Source organism: Streptomyces sp. NPDC005863, assembly GCF_042871345.1.
In the GTDB taxonomy this organism is placed as follows: Bacteria; Actinomycetota; Actinomycetes; order Streptomycetales; family Streptomycetaceae; genus Streptomyces.
The window spans coordinates 253,351-276,313 of sequence record NZ_JBIAII010000003.1 but is presented as its reverse complement, the minus strand read 5'-3'; the positions used below and the strand labels follow the sequence as shown (position 1 = coordinate 276,313).

At 66.7% G+C, this 22,963-nt stretch carries 22 protein-coding genes; 13 read left to right on the top strand and 9 right to left on the bottom strand.

The window, feature by feature from the left end:
• Positions 1-14 precede the first annotated feature (14 nt).
• From ACFYO9_RS13630 to ACFYO9_RS13620, 3 genes are all read left to right on the top strand, one after another.
• Positions 15-971 carry an iron chelate uptake ABC transporter family permease subunit gene (locus ACFYO9_RS13630; protein ID WP_355817708.1) on the top strand — a complete coding sequence of 319 codons (957 nt, stop codon included), beginning with the start codon at positions 15-17 and terminating at the stop codon, positions 969-971.
• A complete protein-coding gene (locus ACFYO9_RS13625; protein ID WP_358772960.1) occupies positions 968-1,780 on the top strand; it encodes an ABC transporter ATP-binding protein in 813 nt (270 codons plus the stop codon). Before ACFYO9_RS13630 ends, ACFYO9_RS13625 begins: the two co-directional genes overlap by 4 nt.
• A gap of 101 nt (positions 1,781-1,881) precedes the next feature.
• Positions 1,882-2,679: a metallophosphoesterase gene (locus ACFYO9_RS13620; RefSeq protein WP_358772958.1), complete on the top strand. Its 798-nt coding sequence runs from the start codon at positions 1,882-1,884 to the stop codon at positions 2,677-2,679.
• Positions 2,680-2,704: 25 nt separating this feature from the next.
• On the opposite strand, the gene ACFYO9_RS13615 is transcribed toward ACFYO9_RS13620, so the two are convergent.
• From ACFYO9_RS13615 to ACFYO9_RS13605, 3 genes are all read right to left on the bottom strand, one after another.
• Positions 2,705-3,145 carry a hypothetical protein gene (locus tag ACFYO9_RS13615; protein ID WP_358772957.1) on the bottom strand — a complete coding sequence of 147 codons (441 nt, stop codon included), beginning with the start codon at positions 3,143-3,145 and terminating at the stop codon, positions 2,705-2,707.
• A 154-nt stretch (positions 3,146-3,299) separates the two neighbouring features.
• The gene (locus ACFYO9_RS13610; protein WP_355817671.1) at positions 3,300-3,956 is read right to left on the bottom strand and encodes a YceI family protein; all 657 of its coding nucleotides are present in this window, start codon (positions 3,954-3,956) and stop codon (positions 3,300-3,302) included.
• A gap of 195 nt (positions 3,957-4,151) precedes the next feature.
• Positions 4,152-4,919 (bottom strand): XRE family transcriptional regulator, encoded by a 768-nt coding sequence (locus ACFYO9_RS13605; RefSeq protein WP_355817674.1) that lies wholly within the window; start codon positions 4,917-4,919, stop codon positions 4,152-4,154.
• A 181-nt stretch (positions 4,920-5,100) separates the two neighbouring features.
• On the opposite strand from ACFYO9_RS13605, the gene ACFYO9_RS13600 reads away from it, so the two are divergent.
• The 3 genes from ACFYO9_RS13600 (at position 5,101) to ACFYO9_RS13590 (ending at position 7,029) form a co-directional block, all read left to right on the top strand.
• Positions 5,101-5,337: a hypothetical protein gene (locus tag ACFYO9_RS13600; RefSeq protein WP_358772955.1), complete on the top strand. Its 237-nt coding sequence runs from the start codon at positions 5,101-5,103 to the stop codon at positions 5,335-5,337.
• Positions 5,334-5,531 carry a hypothetical protein gene (locus tag ACFYO9_RS13595; protein ID WP_358772953.1) on the top strand — a complete coding sequence of 66 codons (198 nt, stop codon included), beginning with the start codon at positions 5,334-5,336 and terminating at the stop codon, positions 5,529-5,531. Before ACFYO9_RS13600 ends, ACFYO9_RS13595 begins: the two co-directional genes overlap by 4 nt.
• Positions 5,532-6,177: 646 nt before the next feature.
• Positions 6,178-7,029, top strand: a complete 852-nt coding sequence (locus ACFYO9_RS13590; RefSeq protein ID WP_358772951.1) for a hypothetical protein — start codon at positions 6,178-6,180, stop codon at positions 7,027-7,029.
• A 615-nt stretch (positions 7,030-7,644) separates the two neighbouring features.
• Here ACFYO9_RS13590 and glnA read toward each other — a convergent pair.
• Entirely contained in the window at positions 7,645-9,054 is a 1,410-nt protein-coding gene (glnA, locus tag ACFYO9_RS13585) for a type I glutamate--ammonia ligase (RefSeq protein WP_355813900.1), read from the bottom strand.
• 292 nt (positions 9,055-9,346) lie between these two features.
• Here glnA and ACFYO9_RS13580 point away from each other — a divergent pair, with 292 nt between their 5' ends.
• The 6 genes from ACFYO9_RS13580 (at position 9,347) to ACFYO9_RS13555 (ending at position 16,414) form a co-directional block, all read left to right on the top strand.
• Positions 9,347-9,814 carry an RDD family protein gene (locus ACFYO9_RS13580; protein ID WP_355813858.1) on the top strand — a complete coding sequence of 156 codons (468 nt, stop codon included), beginning with the start codon at positions 9,347-9,349 and terminating at the stop codon, positions 9,812-9,814.
• 649 nt (positions 9,815-10,463) lie between these two features.
• Positions 10,464-11,621: a cytochrome P450 gene (locus ACFYO9_RS13575; protein ID WP_355813855.1), complete on the top strand. Its 1,158-nt coding sequence runs from the start codon at positions 10,464-10,466 to the stop codon at positions 11,619-11,621.
• Positions 11,622-11,879: 258 nt separating this feature from the next.
• The gene (locus tag ACFYO9_RS13570; RefSeq protein WP_358772949.1) at positions 11,880-13,151 is read left to right on the top strand and encodes an MFS transporter; all 1,272 of its coding nucleotides are present in this window, start codon (positions 11,880-11,882) and stop codon (positions 13,149-13,151) included.
• Positions 13,148-14,371, top strand: a complete 1,224-nt coding sequence (locus ACFYO9_RS13565) for an ATP-grasp domain-containing protein (RefSeq protein WP_358772947.1) — start codon at positions 13,148-13,150, stop codon at positions 14,369-14,371. The genes ACFYO9_RS13570 and ACFYO9_RS13565 overlap by 4 nt, the downstream gene beginning before the upstream one ends.
• A gap of 35 nt (positions 14,372-14,406) precedes the next feature.
• A complete protein-coding gene (locus ACFYO9_RS13560) occupies positions 14,407-15,153 on the top strand; it encodes a TauD/TfdA family dioxygenase (protein ID WP_355813847.1) in 747 nt (248 codons plus the stop codon).
• 4 nt (positions 15,154-15,157) lie between these two features.
• Positions 15,158-16,414 (top strand): ATP-grasp domain-containing protein, encoded by a 1,257-nt coding sequence (locus ACFYO9_RS13555; protein WP_358772945.1) that lies wholly within the window; start codon positions 15,158-15,160, stop codon positions 16,412-16,414.
• Positions 16,415-16,531: 117 nt separating this feature from the next.
• On the opposite strand, the gene ACFYO9_RS13550 is transcribed toward ACFYO9_RS13555, so the two are convergent.
• The 4 genes from ACFYO9_RS13550 to lipB all read right to left on the bottom strand — a co-directional run bounded on the left by ACFYO9_RS13550 (position 16,532) and on the right by lipB (position 19,833).
• Positions 16,532-17,239: a DUF4191 domain-containing protein gene (locus ACFYO9_RS13550; RefSeq protein ID WP_355813841.1), complete on the bottom strand. Its 708-nt coding sequence runs from the start codon at positions 17,237-17,239 to the stop codon at positions 16,532-16,534.
• Positions 17,240-17,269: 30 nt separating this feature from the next.
• Positions 17,270-17,521, bottom strand: a complete 252-nt coding sequence (locus ACFYO9_RS13545) for a hypothetical protein (protein WP_358772943.1) — start codon at positions 17,519-17,521, stop codon at positions 17,270-17,272.
• A gap of 341 nt (positions 17,522-17,862) precedes the next feature.
• Entirely contained in the window at positions 17,863-18,828 is a 966-nt protein-coding gene (locus ACFYO9_RS13540; RefSeq protein WP_355813835.1) for a lipoyl synthase, read from the bottom strand.
• 174 nt (positions 18,829-19,002) lie between these two features.
• The gene (gene lipB / locus ACFYO9_RS13535; protein ID WP_358772941.1) at positions 19,003-19,833 is read right to left on the bottom strand and encodes a lipoyl(octanoyl) transferase LipB; all 831 of its coding nucleotides are present in this window, start codon (positions 19,831-19,833) and stop codon (positions 19,003-19,005) included.
• Between the two features lie 217 nt (positions 19,834-20,050).
• On the opposite strand from lipB, the gene ACFYO9_RS13530 reads away from it, so the two are divergent.
• Positions 20,051-21,496 carry a regulator gene (locus ACFYO9_RS13530; RefSeq protein WP_355813830.1) on the top strand — a complete coding sequence of 482 codons (1,446 nt, stop codon included), beginning with the start codon at positions 20,051-20,053 and terminating at the stop codon, positions 21,494-21,496.
• 44 nt (positions 21,497-21,540) lie between these two features.
• On the opposite strand, the gene ACFYO9_RS13525 is transcribed toward ACFYO9_RS13530, so the two are convergent.
• Positions 21,541-22,908, bottom strand: coding sequence for an NAD(P)/FAD-dependent oxidoreductase (locus ACFYO9_RS13525; protein ID WP_358704619.1), 1,368 nt, complete (start codon positions 22,906-22,908; stop codon positions 21,541-21,543).
• Positions 22,909-22,963 lie beyond the last annotated feature (55 nt).

Below are 22,963 nucleotides of genomic sequence, written 5' to 3'. Positions count from 1 at the left end.
CGCTCGTCCTGTCCATGTCCATGGCCGTCACCATCGGCCCCGCGGACATCTCCGTGCCCGACGTGTGGTCGACCGTCGCCGCCCACCTCGGCCTCGGCGACACCCCGCTCACCCCGATCAGGGACGGCATCGTCTGGAACCTGCGGATGCCCCGCACCCTGCTCGCCGCGGTCTGCGGCGCCGGCCTCGCGGTCTGCGGAGCCGTCATGCAGTCCCTGCTCCGCAACCCGCTCGCGGACCCCTTCGTCCTCGGGGTGTCCTCCGGGGCGTCCACGGGAGCGGTCGCGGTCGTCGTCCTCGGGGTCGGCGGGGGAGCGGTGTCGGTCTCGGCGGGCGCCTTCGTCGGCGCGCTCTGCTCCTTCGCGCTGGTGCTGCTCCTGAGCCACACCCTGGGCGACACAACGGACCGGGTCGTCCTGTCCGGTGTCGCCGCGATGCAGCTCTTCTCCGCGCTGACCTCGTTCGTGATCCTCACGGCGGGCGACGCCGAGACCACGCGGGGCGTGCTGTTCTGGCTCCTCGGCTCGCTCAGCGGAATCGGCTGGACCGACGTGTGGCTGTGCGCCGCGGTGCTCGCGGTGACGCTGCTCATCTGCCTCGCCCACGCCCGTACGCTCGACGCGTTCGCGTTCGGGCAGGAGGCGGCGGCGACGCTGGGCGTCCGGGTGGCCCGCACCCGGATCATTCTGCTCTGCACGACGGCGCTGCTGACGGCGGCGCTGGTCAGCTCGGCGGGCGCCATCGGCTTCGTCGGCCTGGTCCTGCCGCACGCGGCCCGCGCGTTCGTCGGCTCCGGGCACGCCAGGCTGCTCCCGGTCACGGCGCTGGCCGGCGCGGTCTTCCTGGTCTGGGTGGACACGCTGGCCCGCACGGCCCTGGACCCGCAGGAGGTCCCGGTCGGCGTGGTGACGTCGCTCATCGGCGTACCGGCGTTCGTGGCGGTGCTGTACCGGACGCGGAGGGTGTCGTGACGTACGACCTGGTCCGCACGGAAACGGCGGGCCCGCACACGGGGGTCCGCGCCGACCGGGTCAGCCGGGAGGCGGGCGGCCGCCTCGTGGTCGACGGCGTCAGCCTCGCCCCGCCCGACGGCGCCACCGTGGGGCTCCTCGGCCCCAACGGATCCGGCAAGTCCACGCTCCTGCGCATCCTCGCGGGCGTCCTCGCCCCGGCCTCCGGCGTGGTGACCCTGGACGGCCGCACGCTGGCCGACACGGGCCGCCGCGCGGTGGCGCGCCGGATCGCCGTGGTCGAGCAACACGCCACCACACAGGTCGAGTTGACCGTACGGGACGTCGTACGCCTGGGCCGAATCCCGCACCGCCGCGCGTGGTCCGCGCCCACGCCCCACGACGAGCGGGCGGTGCGCGAGGCGCTGGCGCGCACCGGGCTCACCGAACGCGCCGCGCAGGCCTGGCACACCCTGTCCGGCGGCGAGCGCCAACGCGTCCAGCTGGCCCGCGCACTCGCCCAGGAGCCCCGCGAACTCCTCCTCGACGAACCCACCAACCACCTCGACATCCAGCACCAGTTGGACCTGCTGGCCCTGGTCGCGGAGCTCCCCGTCACCAGCGTGATCGCACTGCACGACCTCAACCTGGCGGCGATGTTCTGCGACCACCTGCTGATCCTGAAGGACGGCACCGCGTACGCGGCGGGGCCCCCGGCCGAGGTGATCACCGAGAAACTGATCGCCGAGGTGTACGGGGTACGGGCGGTGGTGACCCAGGAGCCGGACGCGGGGGCGGGCCGCCCTTCGGTGCGGTTCCTGCGGGGCTGACGGCGGGACGAACCCGGGGCGCCACGCCCCCCGCAGACAGCAGGCCAAAGGCCGGCGGTTGGCTCTCCACCCGCCCCCTGCCCGCCCCATAGATTCGGGGCATGCCACTGCCCTCCGTGATAGCCCACCTGAGCGACACCCACCTCGACACCACCGCCCCCGACGCCGGCCGCAGCGTCGCCCGCACCCGCGCGGTCATGGACTACCTGAACGACCTCCCGTACGACCTGGACGCGGTGATCGTCACCGGCGACATCGCCGACCACGCCACCCCGTCCGAGTACGAGGCGGCCCGCAAGCTCCTGACGTCCCGTCACCCGTTGCTGACCTGCCCCGGAAACCACGACGAACGGCCCGCCTACCGCGAGCACTTGCTGGGTGAACCCGGTGGCGCGAGCGGGCGCACGAGGCCGATCAACACCTCCCACACCACGGACCGCTTCGTCCTGGCCCTGTGCGACACGTCCGTCCCCGGCGAGGACCACGGCAGACTGGAGGACGAGACCCTGACCTGGCTGTCGGACCTCCTCGCCGACACCCCGCCCACGCGCCCGGTCCTGATCGCCTTCCACCACCCGCCGGTCCCGCTGAACACGCCGTACGTGGACGGCATCCGTCAGCTCGACGAGGACCGCCTGGCCGACCTGACGTCACGCCACCCGAACGTCACGGCGTTCCTGGCGGGCCACGCGCACACGCCGGCGGCGACGACGTTCGCGGGCCGACCGTTGCTCGTGGCCCCCGGAGTGGTCTCCACGCTGCGCCTCCCGTGGGAGCACCAAACGGACCCGTCGCACCATGTGCACCGCGACCTGCCCCCGTCGGTGGCGTTCCATGTCCTGGACGACGGGGGCCGCCTGACGACCCACTTCCGCCCGGTCCCGCTCACGGGCCCCTGAACCGTCCCGTGAGCCGGGCTTCCGGTCACCGGAACTCGGCGACCCACGGGTCGGCGTCGGAGCCCGGCGGGGTGAGGTCCATCTCCCCGCCGGCGTCGTCGTAGGCGCCGGTTCCCCCGGTGACGACGCCGGTGACCACGGGTTGCTTCGCATCGGGCCCGTCCGTGACCGACCGGGAGGCCTGAAAGGCGATCTTCCCTTTCCCGGAGATCTCGATGATCCCGGAGCAGTACGCGGTGAGTGCCCGCCCCCCGACGAGCCCGTCGACGCACGACTCGTAGGCGCCGCCCACCGTCGCTCCGGAACGGTCCCGAACGACGAAGCGGTTGGCGAGTGGCCTGTCATGCGCGCCGGAGGACTCCGAGGAGGCGGTGGACGCCCGTTCCTGCGTCAGGAAGAGCGTAGGAATCGTCTCCTCCGGGCCGCCGGAGGGCCCCATGGTCACGTAACCGCACGTGGCGGCCACCAGAGCGAGTCCTCCGGCTGCCGCCGATACGCGAGCCACAGCGCCTCCAGGAAATTCGGGGAATCCGAAGGAGCCAAATTACCAACACCCGTACGCGCGACGGGAAAAGGGAAAATAGGCATAACGGCGCAACGGCCGCAGGGCCACGGCCCCGCTAAACGGCGGTGGCCCGAACGGCTGAAATATCGAACTGCAGTCGCACCTTCTCGCTCACCATGGTGCCGCCCGCGGCGAGCCGCTGGTTGTAGACGAGACCCCAGTCGGTCCGGTCGATGGTGGTGGTCCCGTCGAAGCCGACCCGCTCGAAGCCGAAGGGGTCCACCACCGAGCCCAGATAGTCGAGTTGGAGCTCGACGGGCCGGGTGACCTCGCGAATGGTGAGATCCCCCGCCATCCGGAAGGTCTCCCCGCCGTCGTGCACGGTGGCGGTAGAGCGGAAGACCATCTCGGGATAGCGGCGCGCGTCGAAGAAGTCGGCGCCGACGAGATGCGCGTCGCGCTGCTCGACGCCGGTGTCGACGCTGGCGATACGAATGGTGAGCTCGGCCCGCGAACGCGAGGGCTGCGCACCGTCGAAGTACAGGGCACTGTCGTAATCGGCGAAAGCACCGCGCACGGTGGTGACCATGGCATGCCGCACGGAGAACCCGATCCGGCTGTGCGGCCGGTCGATGGTCCACTGCCCCTCCAGCGAGCGAAGGGCGGGGTCGAGAGCGGCGTCGCCCCCCGCGGCCTGCGGATCGAGCGTGCCGAGGCCACCACCCGGCGCCCGCTCGGTGGTGCCGGTCTGGCGACGGCTGAAGATGCCCATGAGGCCGTACCTTCCTTCGGAAGCGATCACTCCGTGCTATCACGGCGTGCGCCGAGGCCACCCGGCAAGATGGGCGGCCTCGTCCGGCTTCCATGCGGCCGACGGCAAAGATGCACAGGATCAACATGATGTGGATGCACGAGGGGACGGCCGAACGTCACGGGCCGTGACAGCGGGCTCGCCCGGACACGTGCGTCACTCCGGGCGGCGGTTGTAACGGTCGAGGGTGGCCTTGCCGGTGGACGCGTCCATGAGCCGCAGCTCCCACGGCCCCGAATTGACCTCGTAATCCCGCCCGAAGCCAAGCCACTTGCCCGACATGCGACGCCCCGTCGGATCGACGAGCATCTGAAGGGCCCCGAAGTAGCGCGCCCCTCGGTAGTAGCCGTCGGCGGCCGTCTGCTCCGTCCACGTTCCGGTGATCGCACTGCCCTCGATCTGGAGGTCAAGGGTCAACGGGCTGTCCCGATTGAGCGACGCGTTCGGCAGACTGCGGGCGGTGAGCCTGTTCCCGTGCTGGAGAAGCACGACGAAGTGCTTGCCGGTGAAGACCTCGTTGTTCCGGCCACTGGAAACGAATTCGTACGTCGACAGCCAGACTCCGGAGTAGTTGCCGCGGGGAGCCGTCCGGGGGGTCGTTGCGCCGGCGGCCTCGGAGACGCCGATGGGGGACCCTTCGAGGTCGTGCCCGCCCCGGCCGTCGTCGGAGACGCGCGCCATGGGCACGTGGGCGGCGAACCCGAGAGCTTCGATGGGCATGCCCGTAACCGCCTCCAACGCCCTCGCGTAGAGCGGTCTGGGCGCTGTGGTGGTGCCGGCTTCCCAACGCTGGACGAGCCTCTTGGAGGCATCGTTGCGCTGACCGGCTCGGGAGCCCGCGTCCCGCAGCGCGCGGGCGAAGTCGTCCTGCGACATGAGCAGCCCCATACGGACCGCCCGAAGGGTGGCGTTCGGCGTGGTCATATACGCACGGTAGCGGAGCGGCCACGCGAATGACACCGAAATGACGCCCTAGGTGTTGCCGTCACGACGCCTCGACGGTCGTCGCGCGAGGGACCGCGCCACCGGCACCGTGGGCGGTGACGAAAGGTCCCGGAGGAGTGCGTGAAATCCCGGGACAGGGCCGTCCGAGAAAGCAGGAGACATGGCAGAAGCGCCCTCCGACGAGGAAGAGTTCCCCGTCGGTGCATTGGTCGTTGACAGCACAAGACAGCGCCTCGGACGAGTCATGGGACACGAGGGCCCGTACATCCAGCTGCGACCGCCGGGCGGCGGCCGTGAGTGGGACGTCCGACCGGAGTCCGTGCGTGGAGCCGTGGAGCACGAGATCCTCCGAGCGAGCAGGCCCGAGACCGGCGTGGCGACGGAGGGGCGACCATGACCCGGATCTGCCGCGAGTGCGACGAGCCGACGCCCGAGCCGATCCCCGTCGCACTCGAACACGTGGGGAGCACCGCGGGCCGCGTCGTCTACCTCTGCCCACTGTGCCGTCAGGGGCTCGGGTTGGTACCGCTGTACGAGCATCCCGAGGGAACTGACGGAAGCGTCCGTTACGAAGAGGAGAACTCCACCTAAGGGCTACGCCAACGCCGCCCTCATCGGCGGCTGTTGAGGGGGACCCTCCGCCTCATGAACGAAACTGATCTAACGGTCCTAACCGGCACCAGGACCACGTCTCCACCGGCACAGGCCATATGGTCGCTGCGCCCCGGCGCCAGCCGAAACGCACCATCTGTGCTGACCACGCTGGTGAACGGCTCGGCCAGCTCAACCGTCGGGCGCTCAGCGGTTCAATCGTCGAAGTCAGTGGCCGAGCCGACCCCGAACCCGCCGCTCGGCCCGTGACATGGGGCGTGGGGCGGGGCCGCGCCATGATGCAAGTGAGGGCCCTGACGCGGGCAGCGGCGACATCCATGAGGTCGGGGCCGTCGAGGAGGCGTGCCCCGACCTGGCTCGTCTCCTGGGGGATCCGGTAAAACATGGTTCACCCGAAAGCGGTCTTTGTAGAAAGTCGGGATTCAAGGGAACGCTGTCGCGCCATGCTCTTCTCGACCATCTGGCGAGAAAACAATTCTGAGGTAAGAACGTGTTGGATTCTTTTTCCTGTGTGGAGCGGTACGTTCTGGATGCGTTCGCGGGTGCTGAGGTCTGTGTGCATACGGGAGATGTGCGGGAGTGCACTGTCCAGCGGCATCCTGTATACCTGCAATTCCGTAGCGAGATGATGGGCGACCTGGTCAGAAACAGGGGTAGGCGATCAAAGCGGTGGGAGGCGCTCATTGCTATGGGAAGACTGGCCGACATGGCTGGTGACGATACGTGGAAAATGGCCTTTATTGACTGTCTATCACCCGTGCTTCGGAAACGTTCGCGTATTATTGCGCGAGATCTTCGCACCGATCTGGAGGATGTGCTCTCGGATATGTTCGAGGCCACGCTTGTCGCGTGGGCTGATACGGAGCGAGGGTGTCCGCCAGGCAGTGTGCGCCACCGTGTGGTCAAGAGTGCTTATGAGCTCGCCTACAAAAGAGCTAAGGCGTGTGGAGGTGAGCGGTCATCTGACGCCATGGATGATCTCCCATTGCTATCAGAGGTGTCTTCTGAGTTTACGATGAGAGCTTCGGGCGTAGTAAATTTTACTGATGTGCGCGATCCGGTAGTCGCTGAGCAGATTCGTGGTGAGCGCTTCGGTGCGCTCCTGCGGAAGATGGGTTACGTCGATCGCATGGCGTTGTTCCATCAGGAAATCCGTGACGGGCTCCATCCTGCAATTGCGCAGAGGGTGCTGAAGGGTGGAGCTGCGACGAGAGTGTGGGTCGACGGCGTTGAGCGATATTACTACGTGTCTGATTTCTACCCAAAATTCATGAGGCTACCTGAAGCCGCCAAAGTGTTGGGGGTCGCTGAGTCTGCCGCATACCGAAAGGTCAGGAATGGAAATTTCCCCTTTCCCGTGAACTCTTCTGGTCAGAGTTATCAGGTGTCTGTCGGGGCACTCATGCAGTACACGGACATCCCGGACGTGGTAATTCACATGGACGACGTGGAGAACGGGGCCGGATATGCCGAGTAGTTGGTCGCCTGGTCCGGTGCCAGCTACGCCTCGGTGAGCGGGTGCGATCCGGAACGGCCACCGCGTAGGCGATCCGTCCAACGACCGTGGGCCGTGTCCTCCTCCTCGACGAGGAAGGACACGGCCAATTCGACTGGCACGAAGCGGTCCTTTGGATCGTCATCCGTACCGCCCCTCGGAGGGGCTAAGCCCAGCGAGCCGCGGTCGAGGGTGATCCGGCGTCGTATGTGAACGGCCTTGTCCTTATGCGGCCAGTGAACGTCCGCGGGCCGAGCGGGAGCGGAAAGACTGAGAGAACGGTCAGTCCTATCTGCGGGGAGGTTGATCTCCTTGGGAGCAATGTGGGCGTGAATGTTCACCATCGGGGGCGCGGTGCTGGTCAGCGTCCAGCCGAGCGATATGTGAGCAGCCGTTCGGCGCCCGCTGGCTTGAGCGTCGCTGCGAGTCCGGCATGTTTCTGACCAGGGAAAATCAGATCCAGCGCGGATCTTATTCGTCACGATGCAAGCCCACGTAATGGCGGGTCTCGATGGAGTCGCGCCGTAAAACGCGTGAGGCCGCCACCCCGATGCGGGGTGGCGGCCTCACTGTTCCTGGGGCACCCGGGGCCGATCTTTAGATGTCGAAGTAAAGCTCGAACTCGTGCGGGTGCGGGCGGAGTTGGATCGGGGCGATTTCGTTTGTCCGCTTGTAGTCGATCCACGTCTCGATCAGGTCGGACGTGAAGACGCCGCCTGCCTGCAGGTACTCGTTGTCCGCCTCCAGGGCATCGAGGACCGCGGGGAGGGAGGTCGGGACCTGGGGGACGCTCGCGTGCTCCTCGGGAGCCAGCTCGTACAGGTCCTTGTCGATCGGCTCCGCGGGCTCGATCTTGTTCTTCACGCCGTCCAGGCCGGCCATCAGCAGGGCCGAGAACGCCAGGTACGGGTTGGAGGACGGGTCCGGCGCGCGGAACTCGACCCGTTTGGCCTTCGGGTTCGAGCCCGTGATCGGGATCCGCATGGCGGCCGAGCGGTTGCGCTGGGAGTAGACCAGGTTGACCGGGGCCTCGAAGCCGGGGACCAGGCGGTGGTACGAGTTCACCGTCGGGTTGGTGAACGCGAGCAGCGACGGGGCGTGCTTCAGGATGCCGCCGATGTAGTAGCGCGCGGTGTCCGACAGACCCGCGTAACCCTGCTCGTCGTAGAACAGCGGGTTGCCGCCTGTCCACAGCGACTGGTGCACGTGCATGCCCGAGCCGTTGTCGCCGAAGATCGGCTTCGGCATGAAGGTCGCGGTCTTCTCGTTGCGCCAGGCGACGTTCTTCACGATGTACTTGAAGAGCATCAGGTCGTCGGCCGCGGCGAGCAGCGTGTTGAACTTGTAGTTGATCTCCGCCTGGCCGGCCGTGCCGACCTCGTGGTGCTGGCGCTCGACCTGGAGGCCGTTCTTGTCCAGCTCCAGGGAGATCTCCGCGCGGAGGTCGGCGAAGTGGTCGACCGGCGGGGCGGGGAAGTAACCGCCCTTGTAGCGGACCTTGTAGCCGCGGTTGTTCTCGACCGCACCGGTGTTCCAGGCGCCCGCCTCGGAGTCGATGTGGTAGAAGCTCTCGTTCGCCGACGTCTGGAAGCGGACGTTGTCGAAGACGTAGAACTCCGCCTCCGGACCGAAGTAGGCCGTGTCGGCGATGCCGGTGGAGGCCAGGTAGGCCTCCGCCTTCTTCGCCACGTTCCGCGGGTCACGGCTGTACTGCTCGCCCGTGATCGGGTCGTGGATGAAGAAGTTGATGTTGACGGTCTTGTCGCGGCGGAAGGGGTCCACCCGGGCCGTCGACAGGTCGGCGCGCAGCGCCATGTCCGACTCGTGGATGGCCTGGAAGCCGCGGATCGACGATCCGTCGAAGGCCAGCTCCTCGTCCGGGTCGAACGCCGCCGCCGGGATCGTGAAGTGCTGCATGACACCGGGCAGGTCGCAGAATCGGACGTCGATGAACTTGACGTCCTCGTCCGCGATGAACTTCTTCGCGTCGTCGGCGTTCTGGAACAACATCCAACTCCTCCTACTCCCGCCCGGGGCGGGACGGGGTTGCAGCTCGTGGTGCGGCCGGTGCGGTGGCACACGCTGGGACCCGACCATAGGGACGGTCGATTTCTCAAGCGTGACCCATTTGTTTCGCCGAAGTTAACCGGCCCGGGTGTGCGGTGCCCCGTTTCCGCCGCACGACACCTGCTGCGCGGCGTAGTCCACGTCACCTTCCGGCCCGCCGGCACCCCCACCCGGGCACCCCGCACGCACCCCGCCCGTCCCCCCACGAATCGGGGCGCAGTACCTTTGTCGGGTGGACAAGAGGCAAGCAATCGGATCGTGGCTGTCCGGCCCGCGCGCGGCCGCGGAGGACGCCGGCGTCGACTTCGGGTACCGGGGCCAGCAGCTCGGGCTCCCGGAGGAGGGGCCGGGCGCGATCGCACGGCCGGGCCGCCGCATCGGCGCCCTCGCCGTCGACTGGGGCCTGTGCATGGTGATCGCATACGGCCTGTTCGCCCGCGGTGACCAGCAGGCGATGGGCAACTGGGCCCTCGGGATCTTCTTCGTCGTCAGCCTGCTGACCGTCGGCACGGTCGGCTGCACCCCGGGCAAGGCCCTCTTCCGGCTGCGCGTCATCGCGGAGGGCGGCGGCCGCCTCGCCCTCGGCTGGGTCCTGGTCCGCAGCGTCCTGCTCTGCCTCGTCATCCCGGCCCTGATCTGGGACCGCGACGGCCGCGGCCTCCACGACCGCCTCTCCCGCGCCGTACAGATCCGGATTTAGGCGCACCACACAGCGTCCGCGGTACGACGCCGAGGGTCCGAAACCAATCGGTTTCGGACCCTCTTTCGCGTGCGCTCTCCTGCGAGCGCAACCCTCAGCCACTTCCCACTCGCGCTACCGCGAGGCGTCTGCCCGCCCATCGGCGGCGGGTGCTCAGACAGCGTTCAGGCCGCCTTCAGCAGTGGTGTCTCCGCATTCACCGCCCCGTGAGGGGCGGGACGTCGGGCTGGTCAAAGGCAGTCTCGGCGCTGTTGCGCAACGAGCTGGGCAAGATCACCCGATCACCGGGGCGAACGGCGATCCCGGCGGATCTTTGCGCACGGCGGCAATGCGATGCCACGCACGTCGCGCGCCTCGCTGCCTCGACGCCCCACCTATGAATCGGAATGAGAACAGCGCATTACAAGCCATTTCATTCGAGAAGCGATTCCAGTTTCAACGTCTTGCCGTCGACGGGTGAGTCATGTAGCGCACGAAGAAACGGGCTGGCAAGTCAATTTATTCACGTGATCGAGGTCACATGTGACGGCCCCTTTTCAAATCGGTGTGCCTAACATACATTTTCCAACCAGTCCGGCCGCCAATTAGTTCACCTTCAATCATGTCGCGCGGATGTTTAGAGCAGCTTAAAGTTCAGATGGAGCGACAAATGGCAATCGCTATCCAATATGACCCTCTAAGCCCTCAGATGCTGGCCGACCCGTATCCGCTCTATGCGCAATTACGCGAGAAGCAGCCGATTTTTTGGCATGAGAAGATGCAGTCATGGGTGGTGACCCATTATCGTGACTGCCGCGAAGTCTTACGGAACAACGAGCTGTTCGCTCGTGATCGGCGTCGCGTCGGTCAAGCGGTCCCGGAATTCCAGCAAAGCGTTCAAACGCTTGATCCACCGACCCAGAAGCCTCTCAGAGGCCTGTTCGTCAACACTCTGCGCAACCAAGATACTGAGGCGATCGGGCAACGAGCTCGTCAACACGTCACCCGCATACTTGAGCGCAATCAGGGGAAGGCGAGCTTTGATTGGATGCGAGAAGTGGCCGCGCCCGTCTCGCTGCGCATAACTGCCGACCTCATGGGTGTCGTAGAGCCAGAATTAGCCCCTTACGTAGGGGTGTCAGAGGCTCTGGCGTACCGTATGGACGCCGGGTTGGACGCCTCAGTCATCACCCCGGGCGACGCGGCACGAAAGAAGTTCAACGCTCTGGTCGACTCATGGTTCGATACTCAGGACTACCCTGGGGCGTTGCGAAAGATTCGGGACGAGGCTGACCGTGCCAAGGTTCCCGAACACTACGTACGAAATACCACTGCCGTTACTTTCAATGCCAGCTTTGGCACGCTGTACGCCACGGCCGGCAACGTGGCATTGACTCTGCTCCAACACCCTGAAGTGCTCGGCAAACTTCAGGACGACAGTCTCGTTGCCCCCGGTGTGCACGAGCTTATTCGATTCGACGGTCCCGCCCAGGGAACCAGCCGATTCGCGATGACACAGACAGTCATTCAAGGCCAGGTCATCGAAGCAGGCCAGACCGTGCTCACGCTCACAGCGGCTGCCAACCGCGACCCTGCACAGTTTGAAACCCCCGACGCGATCGTTTTGGACCGCAGGCCCAATCAGCACCTGGGCTTCGGGTGGGGGCCGCATGCATGTCTCGGCCAGCTCTTCGGCGAGATCGCTGTCAGCGCCTTGGTCAGAGGACTTGTGGACGCTTCTCGACCGCTTCGCCTTGCGGGTGAACCGGTGCGTCGCCGCACCGCAACTGTGCGCAGCCTTTCTTATCTCCCGGTCACTTTCGAATAGGTCGAACGTTGAGTAACGCTCGCCACCCTGGCCGGCCTCATTCTCACGGGGTAAAGACGCTTTCCTGAAGGTCATGCTCCGTGTGCTCATGCAGCAGAGACCAGAATGGAGGGACAATATGAGCTACGACCACTGAAGTGTCAAGGACGCATCCAGAGCACTTTTCTTTGATCAAAATTACTATTAGGGGGCCATAATGAGCTACGACCACTGATCGGCGTTCTGTGCTGGGCCCCTTGCTCCAAGGGGCCCAGCACCATGAAAAACGAAGGGCTTACATCCGAAGTGCCAGAATCTGCTGCTGTAGATACCCGAATAAAACTGAGAAATAATAAACAGTACTTCTCCTTCGCCGTCGCGCGGACTCTGTCCACGGTGGGTGACGGGTTCGGTCCTGTCGCGATTTCCTTCGGGGTGCTGGGGGCCGTTGGTGGAACACCCAAAATCCTCTCGCTGGTCCTGTTCTGTCAGATCGTCCCGGCCGTCATGATGATCATCTTTGGCGGCGTCATAGGTGATCGCTTCTCGGCACGTATAGTGCTGTCCGGAGCCAGAATAGGGTCCGCAGTTGGTTACGCAGGCCTGGCGCTTCTCCTTATGGGCTCGCTGCGATCTCCCTGGTTGATGTGCGTGGCAGCAGGCATCACAGGATTGTCGCAGGCACTTTTTCTGCCGGCTTCACAGAAAGCCGTCACGGCGCTGGTGGAACCGGACCAGCTCCAGCAAGCCAATGGCAGCCTCCGCCTGTGGGCAAACATTGGCCGTATCGTTGGCATGTCCCTTGGCGGAATAGTTGTGCATGCCGTAGGCGCGTCCACTGCGCTGGGAATTAACTCGGCCACATTTCTGATCGAAGCAGTGATGCTTGCGGGAGCGTTTCCGGCCGGAACCCATACGCGCGCTCGGGGAAGTATCGTCGGCGACCTGCGACGAGGGTGGAAAGAGTTTTCGTCTCGCCAGTGGCTCTGGTCCGTGGTGCTTCAGTACACGGTAGTGGTGGCATCTTCGAATGCTCTTACCGGCGTACTTGGTCCTATGTCCGCCGGCTACCTCGGAGGCGCCGCAGCATGGGGCTTCGCCACCGCGGCTCAGGCCATCGGTCGCGTGGCCGGCGCCTGGACCACCTTACGTCTTCGCCCGAATCGCCCCATCTTCGTCGCAGTTCTGGCCACTTTCCCCACAGCTGCCCCCATGTTCGTGCTCGCCTTTCACGGAGACCTGATCTTTCTCATACTGGTCTTCTTTGCCGCTGGAGTCTGCTCCGACATCTACAACGTGCTATGGGGAACGACGATCCAGCGAGAAGTGCCGCAGGACTCCCTGGCCATGGTCAATTCGTACGACCTGCTCGGGTCTATCGCGATGGCCCCGATCGGACTTCTCGCCGCCGGCCCGGCTGCGGATACATGGGGTACAAAACCAGTGCTTCTCACGTGCGGTCTCCTGGTTACAGCCGCTACTGCGATCACCTTGAGTGTTCCCGGTGTACGGAACCTCAAGGCCCAGTCAACTCTGAAGGGAAACTCGTGAAGGTACTCGCTTTCGGCATGCATCCCGGTTTCGCCAAATTCTTCGAGAACAACCCCGAATACGAACTGTATGTCATCGACGAGCCCGACATATATGCGAATAGGCAAGAAGTCTTCGACAGTTTCCCGATACGCGAGATCAGGCTGGCCGAATACCAGCAGTCGAACGGGTTCGTGCCCGTGATCGAGCAGTGGCACAAGGAGGTCGGGTTCGACGCCGTCATCGCTTGTTGGGAGTACGCCGTCCGACCGGCTGGTGAGGCGGCCAGCCGTTTGGGGCTGAGGTCTGCCGGCCGCAAGGCGATCGAGGCTTGCACGGACAAACTTCTGCTCAGGCGTCGAGCTGCAGAGGCCGGCATTCCCCAGCCCCGCTACGCATCGGCCTCATCGGAATCAGATCTGCATGATTTCTACCGCGGCCGGCCTGTCATCGTAAAGCCGACCAACCGGCGGGCCTCTGTCGGAGTGGTGCGCGCGGATTCACCAGACGAATTCCGCGAGGCATGGGCCACTTCAGTGCAGGCGGATGAGTTGAGTGGCGTCGCATCCCGCCCCCTCAGCTGGCCCCATCTCGTCGAGGAATACGTGGAGGGAGTTCTGGTCTCGGTTGAGACCCTCTTCGTGGAAGGCAATCCGGTGTTCGACAATGTTACGAAGTGTGACACTCCCTCGGGTAGTCGCCGATTTCCCATCACCACGATCACCGTACCGGCATCGATATCGGCGGATGAGTACTCTCTGGCGATTCAGTCCTCGCATGACCTGCTTTCCGCACTGGACGCTGAAGACGGGATGTTCCATTCTGAATGGAAGATCAACAAGGATGGAGCCTTCCTGATCGAATCGGCCTGCAGGGCGCCTGGCATATGGATTCCAGAGCTAGTCTCCGAGACGTACGGATTCGACTTGTACGGCGCCTTCGTCCGGGTACACCTCGGGCTCTCACCGGACGTGGTAGAAAACCCGCAACTGGTGGGCGCTGTCCACTATTTGAACCGACCGTCGGGAGAGGTGGTGAGTGTCTCCGGAGTCGATTCCTTGAGTACACATCCCGCGGTCTTCATGTACCGGATCAAAGAAACGGTGGGTAGCCGGATAGTATCTCCTGCCGATTCGACAAAACGTGGCGGATACTTCGGAGTCCGAGCCAAGAACCACCTTGAACTTCAGCGACTCATATCTGAGGTCGACGAGTCTCTGGCCATCGTCGTCGATCAGTGACCTCATGAGGTGCTGCCAAGTAAGGAGTCATCGGAATGCCGAAGTCGCCGGACAGCGTTCTTTCAGCAGTTGACGTGAACGGTGATCCCATTGCCGACATTTCATTGTCGGCGACCTGTCGAAAAATGTTGGATCTCAACGGATATGTGCTTCTGACGAACCTCTCGCCCGGATTCGACCACGTGGGATTCCTGACGGGGTTCGGTCGCTTCATGCCGGCGGCAAACGGTACCTTGGTCGGCGATATCGCTCCGGAACCGAATATGGACGACGTTTACTACGGCGGGAACCGTAACGCGCTGGTTCCGCACACTGAAGGGTATGAATTTGCGGGACTACCGCCTCGGTACATGGCCCTGTGGTGTGTCAGGCCGGCAGCTGAAAACGGTGAGACAACTCTTTTCGACGGACGTCAGCTTTTGGAGCACCTCGACACAGAAGAGCTACAGCATCTGACGTCACAGGAGTACGAGTGGCGTTCGAGCGAGGGTCTGCGGCGTGAGGGCGTAGCGTACAGCGCTAAACATGCGATATTGGAGGAGAAGGATGGCACAGAGGTACTTCGTTTCTCCGCAAACAATATTGCGGTACCCGAGGATGATGGCATCACGCGTGAATTTCTGAGCAGGGGAGAAAAACTCTTCACGGACCATCACGTCAAGATTCGGTACTGTCGGCATGATCTGTTGCTCTGGGACAACTGGCGCATGCTGCACTCGCGTGACGAATTTAGCGACAGTCGTCGACATCTGAAGCGAGTTCAGATCGCACAAGGAGGGTGATGTCATGCGGGCGAGCGAAAGAAGTCCTCGAAGCCTTCTGATCGTTGATGTCGAAGGCCCAGATGTCGAGGCTTTGCTGTCCATCTGTGATGAGCAGAGCATTGCCGTCTATTTCGCGACGCTTCGCGGAGTTGCAGATGTGCTCGGCCAGACGACTCATGCGTGCGTCCGCGACGGAGTTCAGGTCGACTATTCCCTCCCCGAGGAAGCGGTCTCCAAGATCGTTTCCTTCTGTCGAGACGTCGGAGTGGAAGGAGTGCTGACCGTAAACGAGTTCCTTACGCCTGTTGCTGCTCAAGTATGCCACCGCCTTCGTCTCCCTGGGAATGATCCTCTCCTGGCGGGATCGGCCAGAAACAAGATCGAGATGTGGGAACGCTTCGGATCCGCAGGCATGGCGCGACCGAAGACCTGGATCGTGGACAACGAAGATGAGGTCAGTGAACTGATGTCGTCTGAATGTCTGGAATATCCTGTGGTGATCAAGCCGTGCGAGAATGCCGGATCCACAGGCGTCTCCATTGCTTTCAGTCGACAAGAGATCCTCGACTGTTTCAGACATGCCAAGAAACTCAACGAATCCGGCCCCTACAGTGGCTGGCTGGACAACCGGGTCCTGGTGCAGGAGTACCTGACGGGACCCGAATACAGTGTGGAGTCCGTGACTCGGAACGGGCACACCGAGCATGTATGTGTGACGGAAAAGGTGACGACGGGAAATGAGTTCCGTGTAGACCTTGGTCTGGGCGTGCCGGCCTCTCTGGACGACGCGACGCGGAAGTCGGTCCAGGAGCAGGCGACCAAGGCCGTCCAGGCGGTAGGGATCAGAAATGGAATCTCTCATACCGAGGTCAAGGTGGGCCCGTCCGGCAACTGCACGGTCGTGGAGGTGGCTGCCCGGATAGCTGGTGGCCGTATTGCATGGCTGGTCAGGAATGCTCTGGGCGTAGATCTCTGGCAGGCGTGCATAGATGTTGCCTTGGGTAACCCCGTGGAGGTATCAGCAACTTCTCACGGCTATTCTGCTGCTCGCTTCATCGTGGCCGGCAGCCCCGGCAGAATTGTGAAGTTGACGAATATTCCGGAAGTGGGCGGAAGCGTGTCCGAAGTGAACATACGCCGAGGACCTGGGCAGGACATAGCGGTCGACGGAAGCAGCAGCGGCAGGATCGGACACTTTATCGTCAATGGAAAGGACCGGGATCGTGTCAGTCAAGAAGCCGATTTGCTGCTTTCCCGGATCCTCGTAGAGGTGGCATAGGAGTAGAGGTGGCGTAGGCGCGCAACTCCTGGGCAGGCGGCCCGACAGAGCGACGAGGGCCCGGAACCGATTGGTTCCGGGCCCTCGTCGTTCGCGTACGTCCTCGACAGAGAACCGCTACTTGCCCTTCGGCCCGCCGCGAGGCATCCGCATGCCCTTCGGCATCGGACCCTTCGGCAACGGCATGTTCGACATGAGGTCCCCCATCGCGCGCAGCCGGTCGTTGGTCGCGGTGACCTGCGGGCCGGTGAGGACGCGGGGGAGCTTCAGAAGCGTCGTGCGGAGCTTCTTCAGCGAGACCGTGTCGTCCGTGGTGCCGACGATGACGTCGTGCACCGGGACGTCCGCCACGATGCGCGCCATCTTCCGCTTCTCGGCGGCCAGCAGGCCCTTCACGCGGTTCGGGTTGCCCTCGGCGACCAGCACGATGCCCGCCTTGCCGACGGTGCGGTGCACCACGTCCTGGCTGCGGTTCATCGCGACCGCGGGGGTCGTCGTCCAGCCGCGGCCGATCTTGTCGAGCACCGCGGCCGCCGCTCCGGGCTGGCCCTCCATCTGCCCGAAGGCGGCACGCTCGGCCCTGCGTCCGAAGACGATCGCCATCGCGAGGAAGGCGAGCAGGAAACCGAGAATGCCAAGGTAGACCGGGTGGCCGATCAAGAAGCCGATCGCGAGGAAGACACCGAAGGTGACAATTCCCACCGCCGCGATGATCAGGCCGATCTTGGAGTCGGCCCGCCGGGTCATCTTGTAGGTCAGAGCGATCTGCTTGAGTCGCCCTGGCTCCGCGGCCGCATCCGCCGCGGTGGATTCCTTCCTCGCCATGGTGCGAAGTCTACGTGCCCCCGGGCCCGGCTACGACGTGCGGGTCGCCGTCACGGACTCCTCGAGCACGCGCAGCGCCTCGACCCTGTCCTTGGCGCGGCGCCGGTCCTCCAGGACGGACGTCCAGGCGTTGCGCCGAGCCGTGCGCTGGCCGCCGCTCATCAGCAGCGACTCGACGGCGCGCAGGGCGTCGCCGACGGACGGGATGGCGGTGGCGCGAACGGAGGTGGCGGCGGTGGCGGTGGTGCGGACCTGCGTGGCGCGAGCGGGCGCGGCCTGCATGATGGGGCCCTCCTGGAGAGCGGCTCGGGTGGGGGAGCGGCTGGGGGTGATGCGGTACGTGCGGTGAGGCGATGGCGCCGGGAGCTACGTGCCGACGTCCACGTGCCGTAGTAACAGCGTCACTGACTGGTGTTACCAGCGCGTGACCGGACGGTCAAACGCCGATGAAACCCTGACGCGGGGCCCCAAAACACTGACGCGGCCCGTACACCCCCGTCACCTGCGGGATCGTACGGACCGCGTCGTTGCGGCTTGTACCAGTCGGTAGACTCTTGTGCGCCGATTCACACGGTGCGTCGCGCGCACCACACGTGCCACGGTCGCCGAGGCATGTGCCCGCGTCACACCGCCTGCGAAGCCACGTACTCCCCGCGCTTCTCGATGGCCATCTGGTAGAGGCGGCCCGCGCGGTACGAGGAGCGGACCAGCGGGCCCGACATGACGCCGGAGAAGCCGATCTGCTCGGCCTCGTCCTTGAGCTCCACGAACTCCGCCGGCTTCACCCAGCGCTCGACGGGGTGGTGGCGCGGCGTGGGGCGCAGGTACTGGGTGATCGTGACGAGTTCGGTGCCCGCCTCGTGCAGCTGGCGCAGCGCCTCGCTGACCTCTTCGCGGGTCTCGCCCATGCCGAGGATCAGGTTGGACTTGGTGACCAGGCCGGCCTCGCGCGCCTTGGTGATGACCTCGAGGGAGCGCTCGTACCGGAAGCCGGGGCGGATGCGCTTGAAGATGCGCGGGACCGTCTCGACGTTGTGCCCGAGCACCTCGGGGCGGGACGAGAAGACCTCGGCCAGCTGGTCCGGGTCGGCGTTGAAGTCCGGGATGAGCAGCTCGACCTTGGTGTAGCCCTCGGCGCGCTCCGCGGTCATCGCGTGGATCTGGCGCACGGTCTCGGCGTACAGCCAGGCGCCGCCGTCCTCCAGGTCGTCGCGGGCGACGCCGGTGATCGTGGCGTAGTTCAGGTCCATCGTGACGACGGACTCGCCGACGCGGCGGGGCTCGTCGCGGTCGAGGGCCTGCGGCTTGCCGGTGTCGATCTGGCAGAAGTCGCAACGCCGCGTGCACTGGTCGCCGCCGATGAGGAACGTGGCCTCGCGGTCTTCCCAGCACTCGTAGATGTTCGGACAGCCCGCCTCCTGGCAGACCGTGTGCAGGCCCTCGCTCTTCACGAGTTTCTGCAGGGCGTTGTACTCGGGGCCCATCTTCGCCCGGGTCTTGATCCACTCGGGCTTGCGCTCGATGGGGGTCTGGGCGTTCCGGACCTCCAGGCGCAGCATCTTGCGTCCGTCGGGTGCGACTGCGGACACATCGGCTCCCTGTTAGCTGGCGTAACTTCGATTCTGCGGCGCACACCAGGGTACGCCCGTGATGTCGTCGGTCTTACTACCGGCCAACCTCTGGCCAACGGGGTGCATTCCCGGGCCCGAGGGGCGCTCTCAGGCGGAGGCCGGCTCCGTTCTCCGGCGGAAGCCGCTCCGCGCTCAGGCGGAGGCCGGCTCCGCGGCCCGTTCGCCGTCCGCCGCCGGCTTCTCCACGAGGCGCGGCTTGAGCTCCGCGTTCTCCAGGACCTCGCGCAGATGCCGCTCGGCGACCGGCAGCACGTCGGCGATGGTGATCTCCCGGTCCAGTTCGTACGAGAGGGACGTCACGCCCGCGTCCCGGATGCCGCACGGGATGATCCGGTCGAACCAGGTGTTGTCCGGGTTCACGTTCAGCGCGAAGCCGTGCATCGTCACGCCCTTGGCGACCCGGATGCCGATCGCGGCGATCTTGCGGTCCTCGCGGCGCTGGCCCGCGTTGGACGGCGCGTACTCCGGACCGTTGAAGCGGGCGTCGAACTCGTCGTCCTGCAGCCGCGGGTCGAAGTGCAGGGAGAGCCCGCCGAGCGCCGGCCGCTGCTCCACCGGGTCACCGAGCACCCAGACGCCGCTGCGGCCCTCGACGCGGGTGGTCTCCAGACCGAACTCGGCGCACGTACGGATAAGTGCCTCTTCCAGGCGGCGCACGTGTGCTACGACGTCCACGGGGCGGGGCAGCTTCTGGATGGGGTAGCCCACCAGCTGGCCGGGACCGTGCCAGGTGATCTTGCCGCCGCGGTCCACGTCCACGACGGGGGTGCCGTCCAGCGGGCGCTCGCTGTCCTCGGTACGGCGGCCCGCCGTATAGACCGGCGGGTGCTCCAGGAGTAGGCAGGTGTCCGGCACCTCGTCCGCGAAACGGGCGGCGTGCACACGGCGCTGCTCGTCCCACGCCTCCTGGTACTCCACGGAGTCCGGGCCGAAGCCCAGCCGGACGAACCGAAACTCACTCACGGCAGGTGCCTCCCTGAACGTTCACCGTGCACATATCGCGCCCCAGCCACTGTACGGGCCCCGTCCGACGACAACCTCGGCCCGGGTTCCTCACACGATCGGATGAATGCCGGACGAAGGTGCGTCCAACGGCTGTGATGGCCGTTACATTCGCGCCGTTCACGAGGCCATAAGGGCTGCTCACAGCAGGTCCGGAAGGCAGGAGACCGCACAACCGATGACGGAACGACCCCCGCAGCGCACCCCGAACCGCCAGCTAGCCGCGCTCATCTCGGAAGCCGGATTCTCCAACGCGGGCCTCGCCCGCCGCGTCGATCAGCTGGGCCTCGAGCACGGCCTCGACCTCCGTTACGACAAGACATCCGTGACCCGGTGGCTGCGCGGTCAGCAGCCCAGAGGCACCACACCCGCGCTGATCGCCGAGGTCTTCACCAGACGGCTCGGGCGGCGCCTGTCCGCCCAGGACCTCGGGCTCGACGCCTGCGCCCCGGTCTACGCGGGCCTGGAATTCGCGGCCACCCCGGAGGAGGCCATCGACATCGTCGGCGGCCTGTGGCGCAAGGACTCCGGGAGCCACGCCGAGCTGCGGAAGATCGCCTTCACCCCGGCCGGGCTCGTGGTGCCGAGCCGGGACTGGCTGATCGGCCGCGCCGACGAACGCGTGGGGCGCGGGGAGACCGACCCGGCGCACGCCCGCGTACCCGCCCAGGGCCGCCCCGCGGTGCCCCGGCAGCGGCAGGGCCCCGACCGCGTCCCCGGCCAGCGGGTCAGCAACGGCGACATCGCGGCGCTGCGCTCCGTGGGCGAGCTGTTCCGCGCCCTCGACCACGCGTACGGCGGCGGGCACGCGCGCCAGGCCCTGGTCCGCTATCTGGAGCACGAGGCCGAGCCGATGCTGCGCGGCGTCTACGGCGAGCAGGCGGGCCGGCGGCTCTTCGCGGCCGCCGCCGACCTCACCCGGCTCGCCGGCTGGACCTCGTACGACATCGCGGCGCACGGCCTCGCCCAGCGGTACTACGTCCAGGCGCTGCGCCTCGCGCAGGCCGCCGGGGACCGGGCCTACGGCTCGTACATCCTGGTCACCATGAGCCGCCAGGCCGTCTACCTCGGGCACGGGCGCGAGGCCGTGCAGCTCGCGCGGGTGGCCCAGCAGGGCGTCGGCTCCGCGGCGCCGCACATCGTGCAGGCCCTGCTGTACGCGGCGGAGGCGCGCGGGCACGGGGTGCTCGGCGAGGTGCGGGCCTGCACGGCCGCCCTGGCCCGGGCCGAACGCTCGCTGGAGGCGGCGCGGCCGGGCGACGACGTGCCGCACTGGGCGCGCTTCTTCGACGAGGCACAGTTGGCGGACGAGTTCGGGCACAGCTACCGCGATCTGCAGCAGTACCGCGCCGCGGCCCAGTACGCGGAGCGCTCCCTCCAGCTGCGCGCCCCCGCCTTCGCGCGCTCGCGGCTCTTCTGCCGGGTGGTCCTCGCCACCGCGCGGCTCGGCCTCGGCGAGCTGGAGCACGCCTGCCAGCTGGGCGCGGAGGCCGCGCAGGCGGCGGGGGAGATGCGCTCGGCGCGCGCCCACGAGTACGTACGCGACTTCGAGCGGCGCCTGGAGCCCTACCGGGACGCGGCGCCGGTGCGGGGCTACCACGACCGGCTCGCGGCGCTCGGCTGAGGCGCCCCGGCGGGCCGGAGCCACCGGCCCGCCGGTCGAGGGGGTCAGGCCGCGGCGGGCAGTTGCTCCCGGGCGTACGCGGGGGTGATGCCGAAGTCCGTGAGGCAGGCGTGGGCCGCCCGCCGCCCCGAGTGCAGGGCGCCCTGGACGGTGCTGGTGTCCCGGTGGTCGCCGCACACGTAGAGCCCGGCGAGCAGCCGCACCGGGCGGCGCGCGTCGTGCGGGGGCGGCATCGCGGGCACGGCCTCGCGGGTGTGGTGGACGGCCAGCAGTTCCCAGCGGTGGGTCGGGGTGCCGTACAGCGCGGCGAGGTGGGCGCGGACGACGTGCTCCTGCGGTGGCGGGCCGAGCACCGTCGAGGAGATCAGGACACGGTCGGCGGGCGCGCGCGAGGGGTCGACCTGGCTGACGACCGCGGTGTGGGCGACCGGGCCCGCGCGGTCGGCGTCCAGGAGCAACGCGGGGCCCTCAAGCGGCGGTTCGGGCGCCGTGTGGTGCACCACCGTCAGCTCGTGGAAGGGCGGGACCCGCAGGCCCGGGAGCAGGTCGGCGGCGGCGCGGGCGTCGGTGGCCAGCAGCACGGCCCGGCACCGGAACTCCCCGTGCTCGGCTGTCCCGACGGTGCTCGTGGAGACCGAGGTGACGCGCACGCCGGTGCGGACGGTGCCCGGGGGCAGGGCGGCGGCGAGCAGGTCGGGCAGCACGTCGGCGCCGCCCTCCGGCAGGCAGAGGCGGCCGCGCGCGAAGGCGTGCAGGGCGAGGTCGGCGCACCGGCTCGACGTGGTCAGGCCGGGGTCGCAGAGCAGCGCGGAGAGCAGGGGGCGCAGAAAGCCGTCGATGGTGCGGGAGGGCAGTCCGCGGGCGGAGAGGGCGTCCCTGGCCGGGAGTTCGGGCCGGGACAGCAGGCGTTCGACGGGGGTCGCGGCGAGGCGGGCGAGGGCGGCGCCGAGCCGCGCCTGGTCGAGGGCGCCACCGAGCGGCGCGGGCCGTCCCGCCGTTCCCGAGCCGCTCCGCGCGGGCGTCAGGGCGGCCCGCGCGGGCCCGAGGGGGGCGCTCGCGAGGGCGCGCGCAGTGGTGAGTGCGCCCCTCGCGCTCCGTCCCGGCTTGGGCTCGGCGGCGCGGTGGTGGCGGCCGTCGCTGTGGACCAGGAGGCCGGGGGCGAAGGGGCGCAGCACGAGGGAGTCGAGTCCCGGGGTGCGGCGCAGTTCGGGATACGAGGTGGTGAGGAGCTGCCCGATCCGGTCGAGCCGGAATCCGTCGACCTTCTCGGTCGACATCCGGCCGCCGACGTAAGGGGCGGCCTCCAGGACCACGGTCGTTACACCGGCGCTGGTCAGCCGATGCGCTGCCGAGAGCCCCGCGGCCCCGGCTCCCACGATGACGACATCCGCATGGTGCGCAGGCTCTGGCACGTGCCCCTCCCGAGGTCGCGCGGCGTGTGGGGTGCTCATGCCCCCAACCGGGCTC

Coding starts and splice junctions, on each gene's coding strand:
- ACFYO9_RS13630 (WP_355817708.1), top strand. CDS start 15: ATGTCCATGGCCGTCACCATCGGCCCCGCGGACATCTCCGTGCCCGAC.
- ACFYO9_RS13620 (WP_358772958.1), top strand. CDS start 1,882: ATGCCACTGCCCTCCGTGATAGCCCACCTGAGCGACACCCACCTCGAC.
- ACFYO9_RS13610 (WP_355817671.1), bottom strand. CDS start 3,956: ATGGGCATCTTCAGCCGTCGCCAGACCGGCACCACCGAGCGGGCGCCG.
- ACFYO9_RS13605 (WP_355817674.1), bottom strand. CDS start 4,919: ATGACCACGCCGAACGCCACCCTTCGGGCGGTCCGTATGGGGCTGCTC.
- ACFYO9_RS13600 (WP_358772955.1), top strand. CDS start 5,101: ATGGCAGAAGCGCCCTCCGACGAGGAAGAGTTCCCCGTCGGTGCATTG.
- ACFYO9_RS13595 (WP_358772953.1), top strand. CDS start 5,334: ATGACCCGGATCTGCCGCGAGTGCGACGAGCCGACGCCCGAGCCGATC.
- ACFYO9_RS13590 (WP_358772951.1), top strand. CDS start 6,178: ATGATGGGCGACCTGGTCAGAAACAGGGGTAGGCGATCAAAGCGGTGG.
- ACFYO9_RS13575 (WP_355813855.1), top strand. CDS start 10,464: ATGGCAATCGCTATCCAATATGACCCTCTAAGCCCTCAGATGCTGGCC.
- ACFYO9_RS13570 (WP_358772949.1), top strand. CDS start 11,880: ATGAAAAACGAAGGGCTTACATCCGAAGTGCCAGAATCTGCTGCTGTA.
- ACFYO9_RS13560 (WP_355813847.1), top strand. CDS start 14,407: ATGCCGAAGTCGCCGGACAGCGTTCTTTCAGCAGTTGACGTGAACGGT.
- ACFYO9_RS13555 (WP_358772945.1), top strand. CDS start 15,158: ATGCGGGCGAGCGAAAGAAGTCCTCGAAGCCTTCTGATCGTTGATGTC.
- ACFYO9_RS13550 (WP_355813841.1), bottom strand. CDS start 17,239: ATGGCGAGGAAGGAATCCACCGCGGCGGATGCGGCCGCGGAGCCAGGG.
- ACFYO9_RS13545 (WP_358772943.1), bottom strand. CDS start 17,521: ATGCAGGCCGCGCCCGCTCGCGCCACGCAGGTCCGCACCACCGCCACC.
- ACFYO9_RS13530 (WP_355813830.1), top strand. CDS start 20,051: ATGACGGAACGACCCCCGCAGCGCACCCCGAACCGCCAGCTAGCCGCG.